This window comes from Bartonella sp. OC68QHHN (assembly GCF_042193875.1).
Lineage (GTDB): Bacteria > Pseudomonadota > Alphaproteobacteria > Rhizobiales > Rhizobiaceae > Bartonella > Bartonella grahamii_A.
In genome coordinates, this window is record NZ_JBHIME010000019.1 from 79,472 (window position 1) to 102,108 (window position 22,637).

General features: G+C 36.3%; 18 protein-coding genes, 1 tRNA gene and 7 pseudogenes. 11 read left to right on the plus strand and 15 right to left on the minus strand.

Features of this window, described 5'->3' with window-relative positions; genetic code table 11:
• The 7 pseudogenes from ACFIJ0_RS02140 to ACFIJ0_RS08825 form a co-directional block, all read left to right on the plus strand.
• Positions 1–186, plus strand: a pseudogene (locus ACFIJ0_RS02140) (exonuclease); the annotation flags it as partial.
• Between the two features lie 74 nt (positions 187–260).
• Positions 261–323: pseudogene (locus ACFIJ0_RS02145) on the plus strand (DNA-binding protein); the annotation flags it as partial.
• A 5-nt stretch (positions 324–328) separates the two neighbouring features.
• Positions 329–496, plus strand: a pseudogene (locus tag ACFIJ0_RS02150) (exonuclease); the annotation flags it as partial.
• Between the two features lie 73 nt (positions 497–569).
• Positions 570–683: pseudogene (locus ACFIJ0_RS02155) on the plus strand (helix-turn-helix transcriptional regulator); the annotation flags it as partial.
• A gap of 2 nt (positions 684–685) precedes the next feature.
• Positions 686–922 (plus strand): annotated as a pseudogene (locus ACFIJ0_RS02160) (hypothetical protein); the annotation flags it as partial.
• A 35-nt stretch (positions 923–957) separates the two neighbouring features.
• Positions 958–1,263: pseudogene (locus ACFIJ0_RS02165) on the plus strand (hypothetical protein); the annotation flags it as partial.
• A pseudogene (locus ACFIJ0_RS08825) lies at positions 1,261–1,356 on the plus strand (DNA-binding protein); the annotation flags it as partial. The pseudogenes ACFIJ0_RS02165 and ACFIJ0_RS08825, both read left to right, overlap by 3 nt.
• A gap of 99 nt (positions 1,357–1,455) precedes the next feature.
• Here ACFIJ0_RS08825 and ACFIJ0_RS02170 read toward each other — a convergent pair.
• From ACFIJ0_RS02170 to ACFIJ0_RS02185, 4 genes are all read right to left on the minus strand, one after another.
• Positions 1,456–1,531 (minus strand) — tRNA-Thr (locus tag ACFIJ0_RS02170).
• A 202-nt stretch (positions 1,532–1,733) separates the two neighbouring features.
• Complete coding sequence (gene accC / locus ACFIJ0_RS02175) at positions 1,734–3,092, minus strand: acetyl-CoA carboxylase biotin carboxylase subunit (RefSeq protein ID WP_375623694.1); 1,359 nt, start codon at positions 3,090–3,092, stop codon at positions 1,734–1,736.
• A gap of 14 nt (positions 3,093–3,106) precedes the next feature.
• Positions 3,107–3,604 carry an acetyl-CoA carboxylase biotin carboxyl carrier protein gene (gene accB, locus ACFIJ0_RS02180; protein WP_375623692.1) on the minus strand — a complete coding sequence of 166 codons (498 nt, stop codon included), beginning with the start codon at positions 3,602–3,604 and terminating at the stop codon, positions 3,107–3,109.
• Positions 3,605–3,846: 242 nt separating this feature from the next.
• Positions 3,847–4,704, minus strand: a complete 858-nt coding sequence (locus tag ACFIJ0_RS02185; protein ID WP_375623689.1) for a DsbA family protein — start codon at positions 4,702–4,704, stop codon at positions 3,847–3,849.
• A gap of 347 nt (positions 4,705–5,051) precedes the next feature.
• Between ACFIJ0_RS02185 and glpD the strand changes: the two genes are divergently transcribed.
• The 3 genes from glpD (at position 5,052) to cobT (ending at position 9,647) form a co-directional block, all read left to right on the plus strand.
• On the plus strand, positions 5,052–6,581 hold the full coding sequence (gene glpD / locus ACFIJ0_RS02190; protein ID WP_375644179.1) for a glycerol-3-phosphate dehydrogenase: 1,530 nt from the start codon (positions 5,052–5,054) through the stop codon (positions 6,579–6,581).
• A 686-nt stretch (positions 6,582–7,267) separates the two neighbouring features.
• The gene (dusA, locus tag ACFIJ0_RS02195; protein WP_375623685.1) at positions 7,268–8,248 is read left to right on the plus strand and encodes a tRNA dihydrouridine(20/20a) synthase DusA; all 981 of its coding nucleotides are present in this window, start codon (positions 7,268–7,270) and stop codon (positions 8,246–8,248) included.
• 391 nt (positions 8,249–8,639) lie between these two features.
• Complete coding sequence (cobT, locus tag ACFIJ0_RS02200) at positions 8,640–9,647, plus strand: nicotinate-nucleotide--dimethylbenzimidazole phosphoribosyltransferase (RefSeq protein ID WP_375623684.1); 1,008 nt, start codon at positions 8,640–8,642, stop codon at positions 9,645–9,647.
• A 27-nt stretch (positions 9,648–9,674) separates the two neighbouring features.
• On the opposite strand, the gene ACFIJ0_RS02205 is transcribed toward cobT, so the two are convergent.
• The 7 genes from ACFIJ0_RS02205 to topA all read right to left on the minus strand — a co-directional run bounded on the left by ACFIJ0_RS02205 (position 9,675) and on the right by topA (position 18,128).
• On the minus strand, positions 9,675–10,166 hold the full coding sequence (locus ACFIJ0_RS02205; protein WP_330167634.1) for an Lrp/AsnC family transcriptional regulator: 492 nt from the start codon (positions 10,164–10,166) through the stop codon (positions 9,675–9,677).
• Positions 10,167–10,187: 21 nt separating this feature from the next.
• Complete coding sequence (locus ACFIJ0_RS02210) at positions 10,188–10,817, minus strand: uracil-DNA glycosylase family protein (RefSeq protein ID WP_375623683.1); 630 nt, start codon at positions 10,815–10,817, stop codon at positions 10,188–10,190.
• A 28-nt stretch (positions 10,818–10,845) separates the two neighbouring features.
• A complete protein-coding gene (locus ACFIJ0_RS02215) occupies positions 10,846–11,424 on the minus strand; it encodes a thermonuclease family protein (protein WP_375623681.1) in 579 nt (192 codons plus the stop codon).
• Positions 11,425–11,737: 313 nt separating this feature from the next.
• Positions 11,738–11,905, minus strand: a complete 168-nt coding sequence (rpmG, locus tag ACFIJ0_RS02220; protein ID WP_004864083.1) for a 50S ribosomal protein L33 — start codon at positions 11,903–11,905, stop codon at positions 11,738–11,740.
• Positions 11,906–12,252: 347 nt separating this feature from the next.
• Positions 12,253–12,549: a hypothetical protein gene (locus ACFIJ0_RS02225; protein WP_375623679.1), complete on the minus strand. Its 297-nt coding sequence runs from the start codon at positions 12,547–12,549 to the stop codon at positions 12,253–12,255.
• A 725-nt stretch (positions 12,550–13,274) separates the two neighbouring features.
• Positions 13,275–15,551: a ribonuclease R gene (rnr, locus tag ACFIJ0_RS02230; RefSeq protein WP_375623678.1), complete on the minus strand. Its 2,277-nt coding sequence runs from the start codon at positions 15,549–15,551 to the stop codon at positions 13,275–13,277.
• A 3-nt stretch (positions 15,552–15,554) separates the two neighbouring features.
• Complete coding sequence (gene topA / locus ACFIJ0_RS02235) at positions 15,555–18,128, minus strand: type I DNA topoisomerase (RefSeq protein ID WP_375623676.1); 2,574 nt, start codon at positions 18,126–18,128, stop codon at positions 15,555–15,557.
• Positions 18,129–18,392: 264 nt separating this feature from the next.
• Here topA and ACFIJ0_RS02240 point away from each other — a divergent pair, with 264 nt between their 5' ends.
• Complete coding sequence (locus ACFIJ0_RS02240) at positions 18,393–18,599, plus strand: hypothetical protein (protein ID WP_005773510.1); 207 nt, start codon at positions 18,393–18,395, stop codon at positions 18,597–18,599.
• Here ACFIJ0_RS02240 and dprA read toward each other — a convergent pair.
• Genes dprA through ACFIJ0_RS02260 form a run of 4 tightly spaced genes read right to left on the minus strand, consistent with a single transcriptional unit; the run spans position 18,529 to position 22,625 of the window.
• A complete protein-coding gene (gene dprA, locus ACFIJ0_RS02245) occupies positions 18,529–19,743 on the minus strand; it encodes a DNA-processing protein DprA (RefSeq protein WP_375623674.1) in 1,215 nt (404 codons plus the stop codon). The two genes, ACFIJ0_RS02240 and dprA, sit on opposite strands and share 71 nt — an antisense overlap.
• Positions 19,718–20,350 carry a glycerol-3-phosphate 1-O-acyltransferase PlsY gene (gene plsY / locus ACFIJ0_RS02250; protein WP_375623672.1) on the minus strand — a complete coding sequence of 211 codons (633 nt, stop codon included), beginning with the start codon at positions 20,348–20,350 and terminating at the stop codon, positions 19,718–19,720. Before plsY ends, dprA begins: the two co-directional genes overlap by 26 nt.
• Positions 20,351–20,361: 11 nt before the next feature.
• Positions 20,362–21,663, minus strand: a complete 1,302-nt coding sequence (locus tag ACFIJ0_RS02255) for a dihydroorotase (protein ID WP_375623670.1) — start codon at positions 21,661–21,663, stop codon at positions 20,362–20,364.
• Positions 21,660–22,625 carry an aspartate carbamoyltransferase catalytic subunit gene (locus tag ACFIJ0_RS02260; RefSeq protein ID WP_375644180.1) on the minus strand — a complete coding sequence of 322 codons (966 nt, stop codon included), beginning with the start codon at positions 22,623–22,625 and terminating at the stop codon, positions 21,660–21,662. The genes ACFIJ0_RS02255 and ACFIJ0_RS02260 overlap by 4 nt, the downstream gene beginning before the upstream one ends.
• Positions 22,626–22,637 lie beyond the last annotated feature (12 nt).

Genomic DNA, 22,637 nt, shown 5'->3' on the forward strand with positions numbered 1-22,637 from the left:
GGACGCAAATGGTGTGATTTCATGAGTTATAATCCAAACTTTGTAGGCAAATCTACTGGTTTGAGAATGAAAATCAAACGCATCAATCGTGATGAGAATCACATTGAAGAGATTAATAAAGCTGTCGAAATCTTTTTAGGGGAAATAGAACAAGAGATGCAAAAGATTTTGACAAAAGCTGCTTAAAGTTTATGGGGGTGCTTTCTCCTCCCAGCACCCCCGCCCATTTACATAACATAAACAAAGAGAAAGGTAATGAGATGATATTTGATGATGGCGATAGATATGTAACGACACGTGAATGTGCACAGCTTTTTAGTGTATNCATTTCATGAGTTATAATCCAAACTTTGTAGGCAAATCTACTGGTTTGAGAATGAAAATCAAACGCATCCACCGTGATGAGAAACACATTGAAGAGATCAATAAAGCGGTCGAAATCTTTTTAGGGGAAATAGAACAAGAGATGCAAAAAATTTTAACAAAAGCCGCTTGAAGTTTATGGGGGTGCTCTCTCCTCCCAGCACCCCCGCCCATTTACATAACATAAAAAAGAGAAAGGTAATGAGATGATATTTGATGATGGCGATAGATATGTAACGACACGTGAATGTGCACAGCTTTTTAGTGTATCCACAACAACGATTCGCAATTGGGTGATTCAGGGGTTGTTTCCGGAGCCGTNCTGACAGATGAAACAATCGAAATTGGGCGCAAAACGCTCCGCCGCATTCGTGCATTGAGAGATTTTGGGGACGTCAAGAAAGGTGATCTTGGCGGCTATATCGAGAAAGAAGACAACCTATCGCATCATGGTAATTGCTGGATTGGGGGTTATGCCAAGGTTTATGATGATGCTAAGGTTTACGAAAATGCACAAGTTTATGGTTATGCCGNGTTTAAAGAAAAAATCTATATTTTTTAATGTGTTAAACATACAAAATGGTGCCCAAAAGGCGCGATTTAATCGAAAAAACCAAGATTGTGACTAAAACACGCTACAGACATAAGCAATGTAGTATCACAAATCCAGCATGTATAAACGGTGCAGAAGAATGGGACGGTCCTACTTTTACCCAAACACCCAAACGCACTTATGATGCTGTTTACGGCACGATTGAAGCTGGGGGAACGCTTGATGCCAAGTTGACAGGCACTATTGATAATCATGCGGTGCGTGAGGGGGTTGAGCAAGTTGGCTTAAGCTCTGGCGATAAAGGTTTGGCTGGTGTTAAAAACACCGATTTTGACGGCTCCAAACCACNATATAAGCTAGGGAGAGCAGTGAGATGGAGAAAAAAAGAGATCTTAGCCTTCACTCCAAAGAAAAATAAGGAGCAAATAAGAACAAATTAGGTAAAGTTGTATAAACTGTAGAAGGTGGTCTAAAAGGTGGTCTGAAAATGGTTATTTAAAGAAAAAATCTATATATTTCAATATATTTAAGAAATAAAATGGTGCCCCCAGAGAGACTCGAACTCCCGACCCCCTGATTACAAATCAGGTGCTCTACCAACTGAGCTATAAGGGCGTAACAATGTAGCAGTTAGCACAAACTTACAAAAAGGAAAACAGAAAATTATCAAATTTTGTACATATTAAAAGAAAACTATATAACAAATAAAAAATAACTAACTTATTCCTTTTTTACCACTTTTTACAGCAAGGTTGGAATTATCCTTATGTTGATATCTTATAGAATTTTTATAAGAATTCATCATTTTGCTATCGAATTACGAATCTGAAGACTTTGATTGATGAGCAAGATATTTTTCTAGCCAGTGAATATTATAATTACCATCAGCAACATCTTGGTTATTGATAAGATCGCGAAAAAGAGGTAGTGTAGTTTTTATTCCATCGACGACAAATTCATCTAGAGCACGCCGTAAACGCATCATACATTCTAAACGGGTACGTCCATGAACAATCAGCTTTCCAATCATGCTATCATAATAAGGAGGGATACGATAACCTGAATAAGCACCTGAATCAACACGAATCCCTAAACCTCCGGGAGTATGAAAATGTGTAATGGTTCCAGGTGATGGCGTAAAGTTAATAGGATCTTCTGCATTAATACGGCATTCAATGGCATGACCAGAAAAATAGACATCATCTTGTGTCACTGAAAGCTTGCAGCCTGATGCAATATGAATTTGTTCATGAACTAAATCTATACCTGTAATTGCTTCAGTTACAGGATGTTCGACTTGTAAACGCGTATTCATTTCAATAAAATAAAATTTGCCATTTTCATAAAGAAATTCAATAGTACCAGCTCCACGATATCCAAGTTGGGCACAGGCGTTTGCAACAATACTGCCAATTTTTTTTCGTTCAGTTTCATTAAGTGCAGGTGACGTAGCTTCTTCCCATACTTTTTGATGCCGTCGTTGAAGTGAACAATCACGTTCTCCTAAATGAATAGCATTTCCTGCACCATCACCTATGACTTGAATTTCAATATGACGGGGTTTTTCTAAATATTTCTCTATGTAAACAGCGTCATCACCAAAAGCAGCTTTCGCTTCTGAACGCGTTGTTTTGAGAGCTATAGAAAATTCTTGTTCAGAATGAACGACTTTCATACCACGTCCACCACCACCGGCAGAAGCTTTGATAATAACTGGATAACCAATTTCATGAGCAGTGCGTAAAGCATCTGATTCTTCAGTGATTGCTCCATCTGAACCTGGAACTACAGGAATACCAAGCTTTTTGGCGGTTTTCTTTGCTTCGATTTTATCGCCCATGATTCGGATATGAGTAGCTGTTGGACCGATGAATGTAATATCATGGGCTTCTAGAACATCTGCAAATTTTGCATTTTCAGAAAGAAAGCCATACCCTGGATGAACAGCATCAGCCCCTGTAATTTCACAAGCAGCAATAATTTGCTGAATACTCAAATAAGAATCGCGAACGGGAGGAGGACCAATACAAACACTTTCATCAGCAAGACGAACATGCATTGCATCTGCATCAGCGGTAGAGTGAACAGCTACGGCTTTTATGCCCAGTTCTTTACATGCACGTAAAACGCGAAGAGCAATTTCTCCCCGATTAGCAATGAGGATTTTTCGAATCATGGTTGCCCCTCGCTTTATTCAACAATAATAAGTGGTTCACCAAATTCAACAGGTTGTCCATCTTTGACAAGAACAGTGGTTACCGTGCCTGAGCGTGGTGATGAAATTTGATTCATTGTTTTCATGGCTTCAATAATAAGTAATGTCTCCCCTTCAGAAACATTTTGTCCTATTTCTACAAAAGGTTGTGCGCCTGGTGAAGGTGCAAGATAAGCTGTTCCAACCATCGGAGAGGTTATTGTGTTTTTTGATTTATCTTCTTGGATAGATTGTATAGGAGATTCAGTTGTTGGGGCTGGAGAAGATGTTACAGAAAAAGTAGGAGTAGAAACAGGAGCATAGATTGCTTGCTCAGAAGAAGTTAAGGTATTTTGGCGTGAGACACAAATACGAAGTTCTCCTTGTTCAACTTCAATGTTCGTTAAATTTGTATCATTCAAAATTTCAGCAAGATCACGAATAATTTTCGTATCAATTGCGGTTTTTACCGAATCCATTTTTTTTGTTGCCATTTTATTTCTAACTCCTTGATCAATGAAGATCGTCATTATCTCATTTTATGAGTGAATATCTCTAGATTAGGGATGACATCTTTTGAGGCTTTAAAGATTTTTATTTCCTTTAAATCATTATACTTTGCAATTTAAAACTCGTATCTGCTTCACGCAAAATTGCACTTATAAGCCTGTTATCAAAAAAGAGAAAGCATAAAATTACCTCATTTACAGTATTCTTCCTAAAACTGATCAGGTATTCACTGTGTATTGTCTATTGCTTGTTTTAGAATATCTTGTCTGGCTGCGCCAATGAATATTTTATTACCAATGATGTAAGAAGGTGTTCCCGTAATATGAAGTGTAGAGGCAATTTGAATATTTTCTTTAAAAGCGTTTTGCAGAGTGGGATCTTTTATTGCATTACGTAGTTTTTTTTCATCTGCTCCTAATGAAACAGCTATTTTAATAGCTTTTGCTTCATTTGCGCGACCTTGATACATTAAAAGCATTTTATGAAACTGAGGATATTTCTCTGGAAATTGTTTTCGAAATGCGTAGGCGACAGTATGGGCCGCCATAGAATCAGAGCTTAAAATTGGTAAATCCTTAATAATAACCTTTAAATCTGGATATTCTTTTATCAAGTCTTCTATATGTGAATAGGAAATTTTACAATATCCACAGTTGTAATCAAAAAAATTGATAAGCACTCTTTTACCATTTGGGTTTCCCAAAACAGCGTCATGAGGAGAATGAAAAATTTCTTTTTCTAATATTTGTATTTGGTTTTCGTATTCATTCTGTTTTTCCAGTTTATCTTGAAGAATAAGCTGCATTTCAATCAAAATTTCTGGATGAGTAAGAAGGTACTCTCTAAAAATTTGTTGAATATGATGAGAATCAGTATGTGGTACCATTTTTTCTTTAAACTTAGATAAAAAGCTATAATCTTCCAAAAGTTCTGTTTTAAGCTTTTCTAAGCTTAAATGATTTGCTGTTTTTGAGTGTGATGTTGCGTTTGATAAAGAAGGTAAAAAGATTAAAATACTCGACATAACTGGGACTAAAATTTTTGAAAGAAGTGTTCTTTTCAAGTTTTGAGAGTGACAAGTCATCTGTATACCTTCACATTTTCTAGTGTGTCATTGAGTGAACTATATGAAAAGCGTTATCTATGTGCAATAAAGCATTTAGCTATAGTGTGTATTTAAGAATGAGAAAAAACATCAATTTTTCTCTAAAAAGATTTCATATGATAAACCGTGGCTTGGCAAGGATTATGTTTTGTAAAAGATAAAAAAATTCTCTTTAATTTGTCAAATGTTGTTTTGATGTATAAGGGTATCAAAAAGCTTTTTATGCGTGTTTATTTTAGGAAAAAGTACGTTGATAATACAATGAAGAACACTTGATATTATTTTTTCCTGTTGCTTTATTGAGTACTGAGAAACAAAATTAAATAATGAAAAGTGAAATTATGAAAACCACAACACATTATGAACTGTTTATCATTGGGGGAGGGATAAACGGGTGTGGATTGGCAAGAGATGCAGCAGGACGCGGATTTAAAGTGGGATTGGCTGAAATGAACGATCTTGCATCTGGAACCTCAAGTGCGTCAACAAAGCTTATTCATGGTGGACTTCGTTATCTTGAACACTATGAGTTCAAACTTGTTCGTGAAGCATTGAAAGAACGCGAGATCATTTTACGTATGGCTCCACATATTGTGCGTCCTTTGCGTTTTCTCCTTCCTTATCATAAAGAATTGCGTCCTGCTTGGATGTTGCGTTTTGGACTTTTTATTTATGATTATTTAGGGAATTGGAATCAGAAATTGTGGCGCAGTAAAACGATTAATTTTTCAAAAAAATTTTGCTCTACATTAAAGAAAGAATATCAGAGAGGTTTTGAATATTCTGATGCAAGAGTAGATGATGCGCGTTTAGTTATTGGCAATGCTCGTGATGCAGAAAAGTGGGGAGCTGATATAAAAGTACGAACAGAAGTTCTCTCTTTAAAAAAAGAAGACAATAAATGGCGTATCGTTCTTCAAGACAAGTTAAATAGTAAAGAATATAGTGTCACAGCTTCTTATGTCGCGAATATGACAGGACCTTGGATTAATCATGTTTTGGCAAGCATATTAGACTGTAAAGAACATCCACCAGTACGGCTTGTTAGAGGTTCTCATATTTTAGTTCCCAAGCTTTATACTCATGATCGTGCTTATATTTTTCAAAATGGTGATGGGCGTATTATATTTGCTATTCCGTATCAAGAAGAGTTTACCTTGCTTGGAACAACAGATTGTAATTATCAAGGAGATCCAGCTGACGTTCATATTACTGATACAGAAATTGATTATATTTGTGCAGCAGCCAGTGAATATTTCATACAACCAGTGTTGCCTGAAACGATTGTCTGGTCTTACTCTGGAGTTCGTCCACTCTATGATGATGGAGCTTCAAAAGCACAAGAAATTACACGCGATTATGTTTTAAAAGAAATAGGAACAGGAACAACACCAAAGATTCTTAATCTTTATGGTGGAAAGATTACAACTTATCGTAAGTTGGCTGAAGATGCGATGAAATTTGTTGAAAAAGCGCTTGGTAAAAAGGGAGAATCATGGACGGCTAAGACAGTACTTCCAGGGGGTGATTTTTCCTATAATCAATTAGATATAATCGAAAATAGGATTGCTCTTTTGATGCCAGATTTAGATGCTTTTACACATCGCAGACTTGCACGCTCCTATGGTACGGAAGCATTAGTGATATTTGCATATGGTAAGGCAAATAGAGGAAAAAATTTTGGACATGGGCTTTATGAAGTAGAAGTTAAATGGTTGATGGAAAAAGAATGGGCTAAAGCATGTGAAGATGTGTTATGGCGTCGTTCAAAACTTGGTCTCCTATTTAATGAACAAGAGGTTGATACTCTTTCTTCCTATATGCAAAGCCAACAAGAGATTGAACAACGTTTATGATCATTTCATTTTACAGATTTTATCTGCAATATTGTAAAATATTTTTCTTCAAGAGATACTGATGTCAGTCATACATATTAAAAGACAATGGTTGTCTATAATCTAATTTTAGTTTTTTATAAGAATCATAAAATGGCAAAATTAGATAGAATATTTAGGATGAAATTTGTTTATCTTATAAAGTGAAATCCAAGAGTAACTCATTGAGAAAAAATGATTTATAATTAGATTTCGTACGAAATAAGGATTTTGGTTCATTCTTGAAGAGAAGATAGAAGTACTTTCTGTAGCGTTTATTTGCATAATAAGTTAAAAAAATTTAAAGAAAATTAAATCGATCATGAAAAATTGTATAATGTGTTAGTTTATCATTTATTGTCTTAAACGCTGTGCTAAATCATGTAAGGGTAGAAGCTTGATGAGCGTAAGAAGAAGTTGTAAATAAGTTTCTTATATTATAGTAAAAATCTTCTTTTTTCATGTTTATATACCTCAACACTAATCTATGAGAAATGCGATAATGTATTTTATCATGATTGATTGTAGTAAGCCTTTATATCAATTGAAGATAATGAGCTGTTATTATATTCATGATAGTATAAGAGAATAAAACTTTCCGTAAACTAAGAGTAAGTATTTTTCTATGTATAAAGATAGAACTATAGGGATATGAGAGTAATGCCCTTATGATATTTTACAACCTTCCATCGCCTGTAAAATTTGCAGTAGCACCAATGTTGGACTGGACAGACCGACATTGCAGATTTTTTTATCGTCTTTTAACAAAAAAAGCACTCCTTTATACGGAAATGATGGTAGCAGATGCTGTCATTCATGGTGTTCGCGAACAATTGTTAGCTTTTAGCGATAAAGAACGTCCAGTTGCATTACAATTAGGTGGGGCAGATCCGAAAAAGTTAGCAGAAGCTGCACGAATTGCTGAAGATTTTGGCTACAACGAAATAAATCTCAATGTTGGTTGCCCATCAAATCGTGTTCAAGCAGGTGTCTTTGGGGCTTGTTTGATGCTACATCCAGACATTGTGGCAAATGCCGTGGAAGCGATGAAACGAGAGGTTACTATACCTGTAACTGTCAAATGTCGGATTGGAGTGGACGAACAAGATGAAGAGTTAGCGTTAGATCTTTTGGCTAATCAGGTTTGGAATGCGGGATGTGATGCGCTCTGGATACATGCACGCAAGGCATGGCTACAAGGATTGAGCCCAAAAGAAAATCGCAATATTCCGCCCCTTAATTATGAAAGCGTTTATAAATTAAAACGTAAATATCCTCATAAATTCATTGGGATAAATGGTGGAATTAAATCGATTGATGAGATCAAAAAACACTTAACTTTCTGTGATGCTGTCATGCTTGGTCGCCAAGTTTATCATGATCCAGCTTTGTTAAAACATATTGATTTTGAACTCTATGATGAGGCGCAAAATAATCTGCGTGAGAGTGATCTTATTGAGGTTATGTGTGATTATGCGGCTCGACATATTGCATCGGGAGGGCGGCTTTCTCATGTGACGCGTCATATGATTGGTTTATTTCATGGGCGGAGTGGGGCACGTCGATGGAGGCAAATATTATCAAATGATGCGACGAAACCAAATGCAGATATATGTATTCTAAAAGAAGCTTTTTATGCTCTCATTTAATAACAGCCTGACAATTAACATATGTTAAAGTTGAGATCCTTTGTGTTTTGATTTCTTTGCGATAATTTTGATCCCTTCAATTTTATAAGTTTTTGAAAGTTTATAACTTTTGTTATAGAAGGAATGTTAAAATTTATATATTAAACAACATGCTGATTGCTCCTATTTAATAGAGAAATAGGTTAAGAGCATAATGTAAAAATAGTAATAAAATATTGATAATATTTTAAATCTTGTATGTTTGTTATTTGATTATAAAATAGAATATAGAAATTATTGCTCTCATAATATTTAACTTTTTAAAGAACTGTTTAAAAAAACAACAAATTATTCATATCCTGTATATATGACGTGATTTTCATAAACATTGTAGATTTTAAAAGGTATCCTTATGACCGCTAGTCCATTTGATGATTTTCGTGCTTTGCTTACAAATTTACCTGTTGCTGATGAGTTTTCTATAATTTTGGCAAAAAAACGTCAAAAAAACTTAACAAAAGAGCAAGGAACATTGGGAAAACTGGGAGATATTGCTGTTTGGTATGCAGGATGGAGGGGGACAGAAAAACCTATCGTAACGCGACCTTTGGTCGCTATTTTTTCTGGAAACCATGGTATAGTAGAAGAAAATGTTACACCATTTCCACAATCTATAACACAAAAGATGGTGCAAAATTTTGCATCTGGTGGAGCTGCTATCAATCAAATTTGTATTGCTTATGATCTTGGATTAAAAATATTTGATTTAGCATTGGAATATCCAACAATGAATATTACGAAGGATGCTGCAATGGATGAGCGGAGTGCAGCTGCTACAATGGCATTTGGAATGGAATCTATTGCGGGTGGGGCAGATCTTTTATGTATTGGAGAAATGGGAATTGGAAACACAACAATAGCTTCAGCTTTATGCTTAGCATTGTTTGGAGGAGAAGTGGAAGAATGGACAGAAAATGGTATGGAATCAGAAGGTGATTTTTATCGGCGTAAAATTGCAGCGGTTAAGACAGCCATTTCTTTGCATAAGGATTATTTTAATGATCCTTTTGAGATAATGCGTCGCTTAGGAGGACGTGAAATTGCTGCTATGGTTGGTGCTATTTTAGCAGCAAGAATGGAAAGAATACCCGTTATTTTAGACGGTTTTGTGGCAACAGCAGCTGCAGCGGTTCTTTATAAAATGCATCCAAAAGCTCTTGATCATACCCTTGTTGGACATCTTTCTTCTGAGACAGCCCATCGTAAACTTTTAAAAAAAATTGGCAAAGAACCACTTCTGGATTTGGGGATGCATCTTGGTGAAGGGACAGGAGCAGCTATGGCAGCTGGCATTGTCAAAGCTGCTGTTTTAATACATGCACAAATGGTGGTTTTTAAACAAGAAAGTTTGAATGCCTAAAAGATAATGAGACGATATAAAAAACTCTTAAGAGTTGTGTTCATGCGTCTTGTCGTGTAATTTAATGTAATTAAGAGGAAGCTCCGTTGTATATTTAATCTGTTCCATTGCGAAAGAAGATGAAACATCACGGATGTCAATTTTGGAAATTAATTTTTTATAAAAAAGATCATAAGCTTCAATGTTGGGCACAACAACACGCAATAAATAGTCAATATCTCCACTCATTCGATAAAATTCAATAACTTCACGGAATTCTTGCACAATTTTTGAAAAACGCTTAAACCATTCATGACTATGTGTGTTTGTGCGAATAGACACAAAAACAGTGACGTGCGCATTTACTTTTTCTGGAGAAAGAACGGCAACACGACGCTGAATGACGCCATCTTCTTCAAGTTTTTGAATTCTACGCCAGCAAGGAGTGGTCGAAAGTCCCACTTTTTTAGCAATATCAGCAACAGAAAGTGTTGCATTTTCTTGCAAAAGATGTAAAATTTTTCTATCAAGACGATCCATATTTTTTCTCAATATTTTAATTTATAAAAAATTACGCACTAAACGACGCAGATATACAATAAGCTCATCGTTAAACCATGGGTTTTTCTGTAACCAAGAAGTATTTCGCCATGATGGATGAGGCAAAGGCATAACATTATAGCCTTGAGGTTGGGGGATGGGAAGAATATTTCTCCAATCACTAACGGTTGCTGAAACAGTTTTATGTTTTAATCCTCTAATATGCCACTTTTGCGCATAACTGCCAATAGCAAGAACAAGCTTTATTTGAGGCATCGCTTGAAATATCTTTTCATGCCATATTTCTCGACATTCACGCCTTGGTGGTAAATCAGCTTTATTGTTGTCATAACCTGGAAAACAAAATCCCATAGGAACAATAGCAAAAAGAGATCTGTTATAAAATTCTTCTTTCGTTACCCCCAGCCAATCACGCAGCCTTTTGCCAGAGCGATCATTAAAAGGGATAGAAGTTTCATGGACACGCAATCCTGGTGCTTGTCCTGCAACCGCAATCGAAGCCGTATCAGATAAATAAACGACGGGATTTGGTTCGTGAGGAAGAGGAGGGAAATAATGTGGTTGTTGGATACAAACACGACAGGAATAGATTTTTTTTTCAAGTGTAATAATCTGATTACATCGTTTCATTGGTCAATGAAATTAAAAAATATTTTTCTTATTCAGTGCGAGGATTTGCTTTGCGCCATTCTCGCGGTCGTTGAAAACTTGATGCCCATATTCCTTTCTTTTTCCTTCTAGCTTCTTGTTCTTCTTTAGGGTATTCATAATAACTTACAGCCCAACCATTATGTACAAGCGTTGCATTGATATTGCTCACTTGTTTTGTTTTACATGTTGCAAGAACACGACGGTATTGGTCTGTTTTATGCCAGTGACATGTAACAGTTTGATTTTCTAGTAGTTGTTCTAAATATTTTTTAGCCTCAAGCCCACAAGGGTAGCGTTCCTCCTTTTTTCCACAAAATTGGTGGAGTTCAGGAGCATCAATTCCAACCAGTCGAATCTTAATTGAAGAAATCATGATAGAATCGCCATCAATGATTAATGCATTTCCTCTAACAGAGTTTTGAGAAGAAAAATTTTCTTTTTGAGGAAACGGCTGATTCTGCTTAAAATAAATTAACATAACAATAAGAATGCTAGCAGCAACAAAAATATTGAAACCAGTGATTTTTTTTAAGCCTCTTAGATTAAAATGAGAATTTTTTTCATGAAACAACGAAACTGCTAACATTATTATAACGCACTCTATTTTAGTATTGCTTATAATTCGTCCAAGAAACTTTACTCATATGACGAAACAATGTTTCGTTTTAATGACAAAATTTTCGTTAGATATCACAATAATGAAATACTCATGTAGAATATATGTAAGCAACTTAAATAATAAATCAACTTATCCAAATCCGTACAAAACATACAAATTTTAAAGTAAACTTTTTAAACTTAAGGAAACAGAAAAAACATCTTTCAAAAAATAACTTTGAAGAGCAATATCCCCACATTTCTTTTGGAGTATAAATCTATCAATTCAATGATAAGCCTATTTATTTAATTTTTGTTTCTTTAAATTCAACGTGCTTTTTTACCACTGGATCATATTTACGCTTGCTCATTTTATCTGTCATTGTACGGCTGTTTTTCTTTGTTACATAGAAAAAACCAGTATCTGCAGTTGATAAAAGCTTGATCTTAATGGTTGCTGCTTTAGCCATAATGTAAGAACCTTATTTATACTGAAAAAATATTATCTTGCTATCAAAACCTATTTCTGATGTCATCAGATTTTCCAGCAACACTACGGATGTTCTCAAAAAAGTCAAGAGCTGATTAATTTTCTCATAAGTTGGACAAACATCAAAGTGGCATATAAACTAAAAAACAGCCATGGCTATTGAAAAATCGAAGGGATTAAAGATATCCATGGATTTTCCGATAAAGGTCGGCCAGATAGACATACCCATTTCATAGCAAAAAATAAAAGCAGAATTAGCAGCAGTAAGTTTTTGTCCCTTGAGACGTGCCCCTAGATGTGCAAGACCGATTGTATAAAGGCTCGTTGCTACACACTACCAAGAAGGAACAGATCAAGCATCAGAATCCATGGATATTGAATGATCCATGGTACCATGAAAGTTCCAACAAAACCTAAGATAGCGCAACTTATCAGCGGATAGAGTTGATCTTTGGCATAATCGCTTATAATGCTGATAGGAATTAAGAGGAAAACATTCCCGAGCGCAAGGGTTGCCATAAAGTATGCTGCTTCATTCTCATTATAACCAATGGATAAACTAAAGGGAGTAATAAGAGTTAATGCGCCCATTTGAATAGCACCGTAAACCAGTACTGCCATCATTGCGCTTGGAACGTGAAAAAGATAACGAAAAAATGGTGTATATTAGCTTTTTTGAAATTCTAGACTTAATTTCCAAGCGACAAGAATTGGGATAGCAGCCAATATAATAAGACTATTGCCAACAGCGTTGGACCTACCGCAAACTCTAATCCTAGAACAATAGCATAAATGGGACAGAACCAAACCACGTCTTTTAGGAGGAGCATAACTGTTGATCTAAAACTCTGACAGTATAAACATAACAGTCATAGTAAAATGTAATATAAACCTTAAAATGAACCAAACCCATATAGATTCAAAAAAATAGTATCCTAAAAAACTTAAAGATCCTATGGACATCATAAATAATATCGTTTTAGAAATGCCTAGGCATAAGGCGATTCGATAAGTAAAAACAGCTGCAATAATTGCATGCAAAGAATTGTTTTGAGAGTTAAAAGCTTTTCTCATTCCATGAGTATAAAAAAATGCAAGATTTTTACATGGTTATTATATATATAATGATAAAATAAACCCTCTTATATACTAAAGAAAGAAGATTGTACACATAAAATAATACCTAATTATAGGTCATTTCTTAAATTGAATTTATTATTATTTTATTATTCATATTCTATTTAATGGAGGACAAGAAGATTAATTTTTTTCAACAAAAATTTTAGATTTTAAAATAAAAAAATAAGACAGTAAAAATTATAAAAATGTTTTTTACTTTTTATTTTTAATTAATATTTTCTTTTCCCATAAAAACTACGCTTTTGTTTTTTTAATTTATTTTTATGATAGGATGTCGGTGAAAATTTTATTGGACGAGGTTTTGTTAAGAGCTCAAAGCATAAAGCGCCAGCAAAAGGTTGTACAGTTATAAGTTTTACTTCTACAACATCACTGAGCTGATAGCCTTTATGGCTACGCTGTCCTACAAGAACATGTTGTGCTTCATCAAAATGATAATAATCATTTTTAAGTGTAGAAATATGGATAAAACCATCTGTATTGAGTTTATCAAGTGAGACAAAAAGACCTGCTTTTGTAACTCCGGAAATGCGACCTGTAAAAATATGGCCGATTTTATTCGTTAAATAGTGAGCAACAAGCCTATCAATAGTTTCTCTTTCAGCCATCATTGCACGGCGCTCGTATAAAGAAATTTGCGTAGCAATTTCTGCAAGATTTTGTTCTTGTGTATCTGTTAATTGATCATTTCCTAATTTCAGGGCTTTAATGAGTGCTCGATGAATAATGAGATCAGCGTAACGACGGATTGGTGATGTAAAATGTGTATAATTATGTAGGTTTAAACCAAAGTGGCCGATATTTTTTGGATTATACTCAGCTTGAGATTGTGAGCGCAGAATAACTTGGTTGACTAATTCTTTTTGTGGCGTATTCGTCACTTTTGCCAGAATGCTATTAAGGTGCGCTGAGGTAAGTTCGCTTCCGCGGGAGAGTGGTATCCCCAAACTTTGAAGAAATCTCCGAAGTATTTCTTGCTTAGCAAGAGAAGGTTTTTCATGAATACGGTAAATGAGGGGCTGGTGATGTTGTTTTAATGTTTCAGAAGCTGCAATATTGGCTTGTATCATAAACTCTTCAATTAAATGATGTGCTTCTAATTGTGTTTCACTCACAACATCTTTTATGCATCCATTTTGATCAAGAATAATCTTTTTTTCTGCTATTTCTAATTCTAGTGGTTGGCGACGATTTCGCGCAGCTTTAAGGCATGCATAGGCTTCCCATAAGGGATGTAAGATATTCTCAAGCAAGGATACACTTTTTTCATTAATATGCTCTTTTTTTACCAATTGCATTTCTTGATAAGAAAGTTTGGCTCTTACACGAATCATAATACGATGAAAACTATGTTTTCGTTTATTACCGTTTTCATCAAAAATCATACGAACAGCTAAAGCTGGTCTTTCTTTTCCTTCACGCAGAGAACATAAATCATGAGAAAGGCGTTCAGGTAACATTGGCACAACGGTATCGGGAAAATAAACAGAATTTCCGCGTTTCAATGCTTCTTTATCTAAAGCGCTTCCTGTTTTGATATAGTAAGAAACATCTGCAATGGCCACAATAATAATCCAACCATCATTATTGGTTGGGTCCTTATCCTTGGTTGCATAAACTGCATCATCATGATCTTTTGCATCTGGTGGATCAATTGTAATAAATGGTAATTGTCGCCAATCTTCACGATTATCCATATTGGCAGCTTTGATATGTTTGACTTGCTCAAGAACACTTTCAGGAAAAATATAAGGAATTCCTTTCGAAAGAAGAGCAATCATAGAGAGTGTTTTTTCACTCTTAATATGCCCTAAAACATTCTTTATTTTTGCGCTCTTTAATCCGTAACCAGTATTTTTTTTAATTTCGACTTCAACGAGATCACCAATTTCAATCTTCATTTCTGGAGACATTTCAACGATGAGTTCATTGGTTTTACGGTCTATAGGATCAAGGCGCCATTGATTATTTTCCAATTTTCGTACAACAGCAAATGCGCTTTTGGGAGATACATCAATTTTACGAATAATTCGTCCCGTATAAGGGAGTCTTGAGCTTTCAGAATTTTTATTTCGAAAAACTTTTACAAGAATATGATCTCCAACACCAATAATACTTCCTTTTATGTGATGAAAAGACTGTATTTCAATATTGGGCTTTGGAGAATCGTCCCATTCAAGAGGTTGTGCAATAAAACTTCCATCTTTATCACGTCCGCTAATTTTTACTAAAGTAACAGGAGGTAATTTTCCTTTGTTTATTGCTCTTTTGTGCTGTTTAGATATAAGATTTTGATCCTTCAACTCACGTAATATATCTCTCAGCCAAATACGAGAATCGCCTTTTAAGTTAAAGGCTTTGGCGATTTCTCGTTTACTTGAGTGATTAGGATTCTCATTTATAAAGGAAAGGATTTCTTCCTTATTGGGAAAAATTTTCCCCTTGAATGAAGAGAGATTTTTTATGTTTTTTTCACCTTTAGCCAAAATTTATGTCTCTTTTATTTTTGCTTTTGTTTTAGAAGAAGCTCTTTTTGAAGTTGTTTTTTTACTCGATGCTTTAGCCAATATAAGTTCTAATGCTTCTGGAAGTGTTACGCTGATGGGATCTTTATCTTTTGGCAATGTTGCATTAATTTTACCCCAATTAACATAAGGACCATAACGCCCATTGCGTACAGTAATGGTTCCTCCTTCGGGATGTTCTCCTAATGTTGCCAATGCTGTAGGTGTTGGTCTGCTTTGCTTGGTTTTGTTTTCTTGTTGTTCTGCTAATATTGTAACAGCGCGATTGATACCAATATCAAAAACTTCATCTGCATGAAGAAGGCGCGCAGATTTTCCGTTATGGCTAAGATAGGGACCATATCGTCCAATCGTAGCCGTGATTGTTTTTCCAGTCTCAGGATGAATGCCAATTTCACGGGGAAGGGAGAGTAAAGCCAAGGCTTTATCAAGGGTTACATTTTCTGCACGCCATTCTTTTGGTAATCCTGCACGCTTAACTTCTTTGCTTTCACCAAGTTGAATATAGGGACCAAACCGGCCATTGCGAAGAGAGATACCTTTTCCTGTTTCAGGGTCACTACCAAGTATAATAGGTTCATCATTGCGTACAGCTTCATTCTCTTCTCCATTATCTGTACCAAGTTGGTGTGTGTACTTACATTCGGGATAATTGGAACAGCCAACAAAAGCACCATAACGACCGAGTTTTAATGATAATTGACCACTTTTACAAAGAGGACAGGAACGCACATCACTTCCATCTTCGCGTTCAGGAAAGGCGAGAGGTGCTAATGTTACATTTAAAACATCAAGGACATTGGTTATACGGAGTTCTTGGATATTGCTAATAGATGCATTAAATCCATCCCAAAAATCTCGCAATACGTCTTTCCAAGAAAGTTTGCCATCAGAGATAAGATCCAGCTTTTCTTCAAGATCTGCTGTGAAACCATATTCTACATAGCGATTAAAAAAATTTTCAAGAAAGGCTGTAACAATACGTCCCTTAGCATCGGGAATAAGCTTTCGTTTATCAATTACAATATATCCACGGTCACATAATGTCGCCAATGTGGAGGCATAAGTTGATGGACGACCAATTCCTAACTCCTCAAGCTTTTTAATTAATGAAGCTTCAGAATAACGAGAAGGGGGCTCTGTGGTATGTTGTACAGATTCAACTTTTTCTTTTGTAAGTGCTTCACCAGTGTTTATTTGTGGTAAACGTGTTGTTTCATTTTCTTCATTATTTTCTTCGTCTCGTTGATCGGTGTAGACGGAAATAAAACCATCAAAGCGAATAACAGATCCTGTTGCTCGTAGATTTGCACGGTTTTCTCCTTGCTGTGCTTCAATTTCAACAGTTGTACGTTCAATTTCAGCAGAACGCATTTGGCTGGCAATAGCACGCTTCCATATCAGCTCATAGAGCTTTGCTTGATCGCTATCGAGAAAATTACGGACTTGACTAGGATTGCGTTGAAAATCTGTTGGACGGATCGCTTCGTGTGCTTCCTGTGCATTTTTTGCCTTTGTTGAATAAAAACGTGGTTTTTCAGGAATATAGTCTTTACTGAAAGTTTCATGAATAACTTTTCGTGCTGAATCAATGGCCTCTGGTGCTATTTGCACACCATCGGTACGCATATAAGTAATAAGCCCTGCTGTTTCACCATTAATTTCAATGCCTTCATAAAGCTTTTGGGCAATTTGCATAGTGCGAGAAGCTGAAAATCCTAATTTTGAAGAAGCTGCTTGTTGTAGTGTGGAGGTTGTAAATGGAGGAAAAGGATTTCTCTTTGTAGGTTTTGCTTCAACACTGAGTGTATGATATTGGGCTTTCTCCAACATAAAGCGAATTTGGTCTGCTTGTTCTTGAGATTGGATATCAAGCTTGCCTATTTTTCTTTGATTGAACATTGTCAATCTTGCTTGGAAACTATCATTTCGGATGGTTTTTAACTGTGTTGTAACGGACCAATAATCTTCTTTGATAAAATGTTCTATTTCTGCTTCACGATCACAAATAATACGCAAAGCAACCGATTGAACGCGTCCTGCTGAACGCGCACCAGGGAGTTTCCGCCATAAAACAGGTGAAAGTGTAAAACCAACGAGATAATCAAGAGCGCGACGTGCAAGATAAGCATCTACAAGTGATGTATCAATATCACGTGGATTGTTCATAGCATCAAGCACAGACTTTTTGGTGATGGCATTGAAGACAACTCTTTTAATAGGTTTATCTTTTAAAACTTTTTTTTGACGAAGAACATCCAGAATATGCCATGAAATAGCTTCTCCTTCACGATCAGGGTCTGTTGCTAATATAAGACTATCGGCTTCTTTAACGGCTTTTGCTATTTCATTTAAACGTTTAGCGGCAGCAGAATCTATATCCCATTTCATAGAAAAATCTTGATCTGGTAAAACAGAACCATCTTTTGCAGGCAAATCACGAACATGTCCAAATGATGCGACAACTTTGTATTGAGACCCAAGATATTTATTAATTGTTTTTGCTTTTGCTGGAGATTCAACGATAACGATATTCATAATTTTACCCAAATATTGAAATAAAAAACTTTTTTATAAACGCCTTTTATACGAATAGCTAATGACAATTGCTTAAGAGCACATAAAAAATATTAGCCATATAAAAAACATGAATATTGTACAACTTATGATTGTTATTATTAGAATACACCCTATATAGAATTACAAGATTTATTTTCCACTGTTATTACAAAAACATACGGCGAAATACTAAGATAGCGTCTATTGAGAGGTAGGAGGGGAAATGCTCAAGGATAGAGGATTATGTTTATAAATCATTTAAAAGTTATCCAATATATTACAGACATGTCAAAGCAAATGAATCAGATGGCGCGTCAGGCGCATAGTCCGCTTTTAGCATTGCTTTTGGATATGGTTGCCAAAGAAGGGCAAAGCATTATTAATAGTGCTGAGGCTCTTGGGGAAGATCAAGATTCGACAATGACACACAACCACCAGAGTGTCGAATAAGCTTTCCAGCAAGGTCGAGTTCTACCAATAAGAGGTAGAGTGTTGGAAGTGAAATACCTGTGTGGGTACTGAGTGTGTCTAAATCGATTGGCGTTGTTGAAAGAGCGGAGAGAACTGCTGCACGTGCTGCATCATCACCTGCTAAAGAGAGGCTGCTGTTTTTTTCATCTGCTAAATTAAAATTCTTCTTTTCAAGTTGTAAAGAGGATGGTTCCTCAAAAAAATTGAGTTGGGAATTTGAAAGCGGTGAAATTAATGGCGTAAGTGTTTCTATAATGTCAGAAGGATGTGTGGTGAGTAGAGCACCGTCCTTGATAAGATTGTTTGTACCAACAGATCTTGGATCGAGTGGAGAACCGGGAATGGCAAAAATTAACCGTCCCATTTCAGCTGCTTGACGTGCGGTAATTAAGGACCCTGAGCGCAGGGCTGCCTCTACAACCAAGAGACCAAGTGATAGAGCTGCAATAATACGGTTTCTTCTTGGAAAATCGATAGCACGTGGCTTCCAAGAAATGGGCATTTCACTGATGATGGCTCCACCGTTGGCGATAATATCTTCATGCAACTTTTTATTTTCAGGAGGATAGATATGATCAATTCCTCCAGCCATGACTGCAACAGTTCCTGTTTTTAAACTTGCTTGATGCGCAACGCTATCAATTCCACGAGCGAGTCCAGAAATTGTTACAAAGTCCGCTTCTCCGAGAAAACGCGCAAATTGAGCTGTAAGCTTTTTTCCAGCAGCTGAAGCATTTCGAGAACCTATAATTCCAATAGAAGTTTTTTGAAAAATTGAAATATTACCTTTGATAGCAATAAGCGGCGGAGGAGCTTCTGTAACCTTAAGAAAAGCTGGATAATCTGGTTCTCCCATGCCGATAAACCGAACACCTAATCTTTTAGCTTTTTGTATTTCTTTTTCTGCATCTTCTAAGCTTGCTATTTTAATAGATACAGAACCACTACCTTTTCTACTAAGCTCAGGTAACGCTGCTAGAGCATTTTCTGCTGTTTTATAATGATCAATGAGATTGCGAAAACTCACTGCTCCAATATTTTCACTACGCAACAACCGTAACCAGTTTAGACGTTGACGATCAGTGAGCAGGATTCCTTTATTTATCCCCGTTCTGAGTCCCAATCTTAATTTCTTTCCCAACTAATAATCTACCGATATTTGCGTAATGCTTTATATACACAAATATGCTCATCGTAATCAGCATAAAATAGAAATAAGGATCGGAAAAGTAAAAAACAAATATCGCAGTTATAATAACAGCAACAAGTGCGGATAATGAAGAATAGCGTGTGAGTAGAAAAATCGCCATCCACACAACAATGAAAACAATTGCTGCTGGCCAGTAGACCCCTAAACACACACCAAGATAGGTAGCAACGCCTTTGCCACCTTTAAATTTAAGCCATACGGGGAAAAGATGTCCTAAGAAAGCAAAAAAACCCGCTAGAGAAACAAGGATACTATGGTCTAGCGGATCACTAAAAAACTTTATAACGAAAACAACGATAGTTCCCTTCAACATATCACAAAGAAGTGTTAGAGCAGCAAGCTTTTTATTTCCTGTTCGTAAAACATTTGTTGCTCCAATATTGCCGGAACCGATTGTTCTTATATCACCAATTTTGGACAATCTCGTAAAAAGAAGACCAAATGGAATCGAGCCAATTAGATAAGATATGAGGAAGATAAACCATGGAGTGAACTGAAAAAATATTTCTGCTTCATTCATTAAGAATCTCATTAAGTTTGTTGATCAAGTTTAAAAACGGTTTTCCCTTTTACAAAGGTCTGGAGCACGCGTCCTTGAAAACGTGCATTCTCAAAAGGGGTATTTTTTGAACGTGAATAGAGCTTTTCTGTTGACACAACCCATGGTTCTTCAAGATCAACCACAATAAGGTCTGCATGAGCACCTTTCTTTAGTGTTCCTGCATTAAGTCCAAAGAGCTTTGCAGGTGCCGTTGACAAAAGTTCAGTTATCCGTAGAAGAGATAGGCTTTCATCATGATAAAGGCGTAAGGCTGCGCTCAATAAGGTCTCCATACCAATAGCGCCGACTGCCGCGTCATTAAATGGTAAATGTTTTGTATCTGTACTCTGAGGATCATGAGAAGAGACAATAACATCTATAGTCCCATCCTTTATTGCTTCAATCATTGCTATACGGTCTTCTTCTGTACGCAATGGGGGCATTAAGCGAAAAGAGGTGCGATATTCACCAATGTCATTTTCATTGAAAGATAAATGATTAATAGATACGCCCGCTGAAATTTTCTTACTGCGTTTTTTACCGAAACGAAGTGCATCAGCAGAGAGTGCTGTCGATATTTGAGCTGCATGATAGCGTGTTTGCGTTAATATTGCTAATCGCAGATCCCTTTCAAGTGGGATAACTTCTGCTTCGCGGGGGATGCCAGAAAGACCAAGCCAACTGGCGAGCAGTCCTTCATTCATCACACCTTGGCCTGTAAGATCTTTGTCTTGTGTTTCGTGTATTAATGTGACATCGAAATCACGCGCATAAGTCATTGCACGCCACATAACAGATGAACTTTGAAGCGTTTTTTTTCCGTCACAAAAGGCAACAGCTCCTGCATCTTTTAGTAAGCCAAATTCCGTTATTTCTTGTCCGTTGAAACCTTGTGTGATCGCAGCAACGGGATAAATATTGACCGATGACTTTTCTTGTACTGTATGCCTAATAAATTCAACAAGTGCTACATTATCAATGATTGGACGCTTATCTGGCATCATGAGGAAAGAAGTAATACCACCTGCTGCTGCGGATTGACTTGTTGATGCGATTGTTTCACAGTGTTCATTCCCTAATTCTCCAACAAAAACGCGCGCATCAACAAGTCCAGGGAGAATTGCTTTGTTTTGTGCGTTAATAACTTCTGCTCCTTCTAGGATTCCTTGATTTAGGGCTTCTTTTCCAGCGGCTATAATCCGTCCATTTTCAACAATAACTGTACCAATTTCATCGATTGCGCGCGAAGGATCAATAATACGAGCATTTTGAAAAACAATTGGTTTTATCATTTTTTTTCTCCACTGATCTTTGCGCGTGAATCTAATAAAGCCTCCATGACAGCCATACGCACTGCAATTCCCATCTCTACTTGTGTATGAATCATACTTTGTGGTCCATCTGCTATGTCGGATGCAATCTCTACACCACGGTTTATTGGGCCAGGATGCAGAATAATGGAATCATTTTTGGCATAGGCTAAATTTTCTTTATGTAAGCCAAAATAATGGAAATATTCACGCGTAGATGGAATAAAAGAGCCTGTCATCCGTTCATGCTGTAAGCGCAACATCATGATAACGTCAGCATTTTTAAGACCTTCTTTCATTGTGTTAAAAACCTCAACACTCATATGAGCAATTTCTGCAGGTAAGAGTGTTGAAGGAGCAACAACACGAACACGAGCACCCAAAGCATTGAGACTCAAGATATTGGAACGGGCAACACGTGAGTGTAAGATATCTCCACAAATCGCAACAGTTAATCCTTCAATACGACCTTTTTCCCTTTTAATGGTTAGAGCATCTAATAAAGCTTGGGTTGGATGTTCATGAGCACCATCACCTGCATTAATGACACAACAATCAACTTTTTGCGCTAATAAAGCTGCCGCTCCTGCACTGTTATGGCGAAAAACTAGTATATCTGGCTTCATCGCATTAAGAGTTGTAGCTGTATCAAGTAATGTTTCTCCTTTTTTTACAGATGAGTTGCCAATCGCAAGACTCATCACGTGTGCACCTAGCCTTTTACCCGCTAATTCAAAAGAAGATTGTGTCCGCGTAGAGGCTTCAAAAAAGAGATTAATCTGAGTCCGTCCATGCAAAGTAGATTTTGTTTTATCAATTTTGTTAGAAAGGATAACATTTGCTTCTGCACGATCAAGCAATGTATTAAGATCTTGTACACTCAGATCTTTAATAGCTAAAAGATGTTGATGAGGGAAAAGTGGAAAAAAATTATCTTGAATCATAGCATTCTTCTT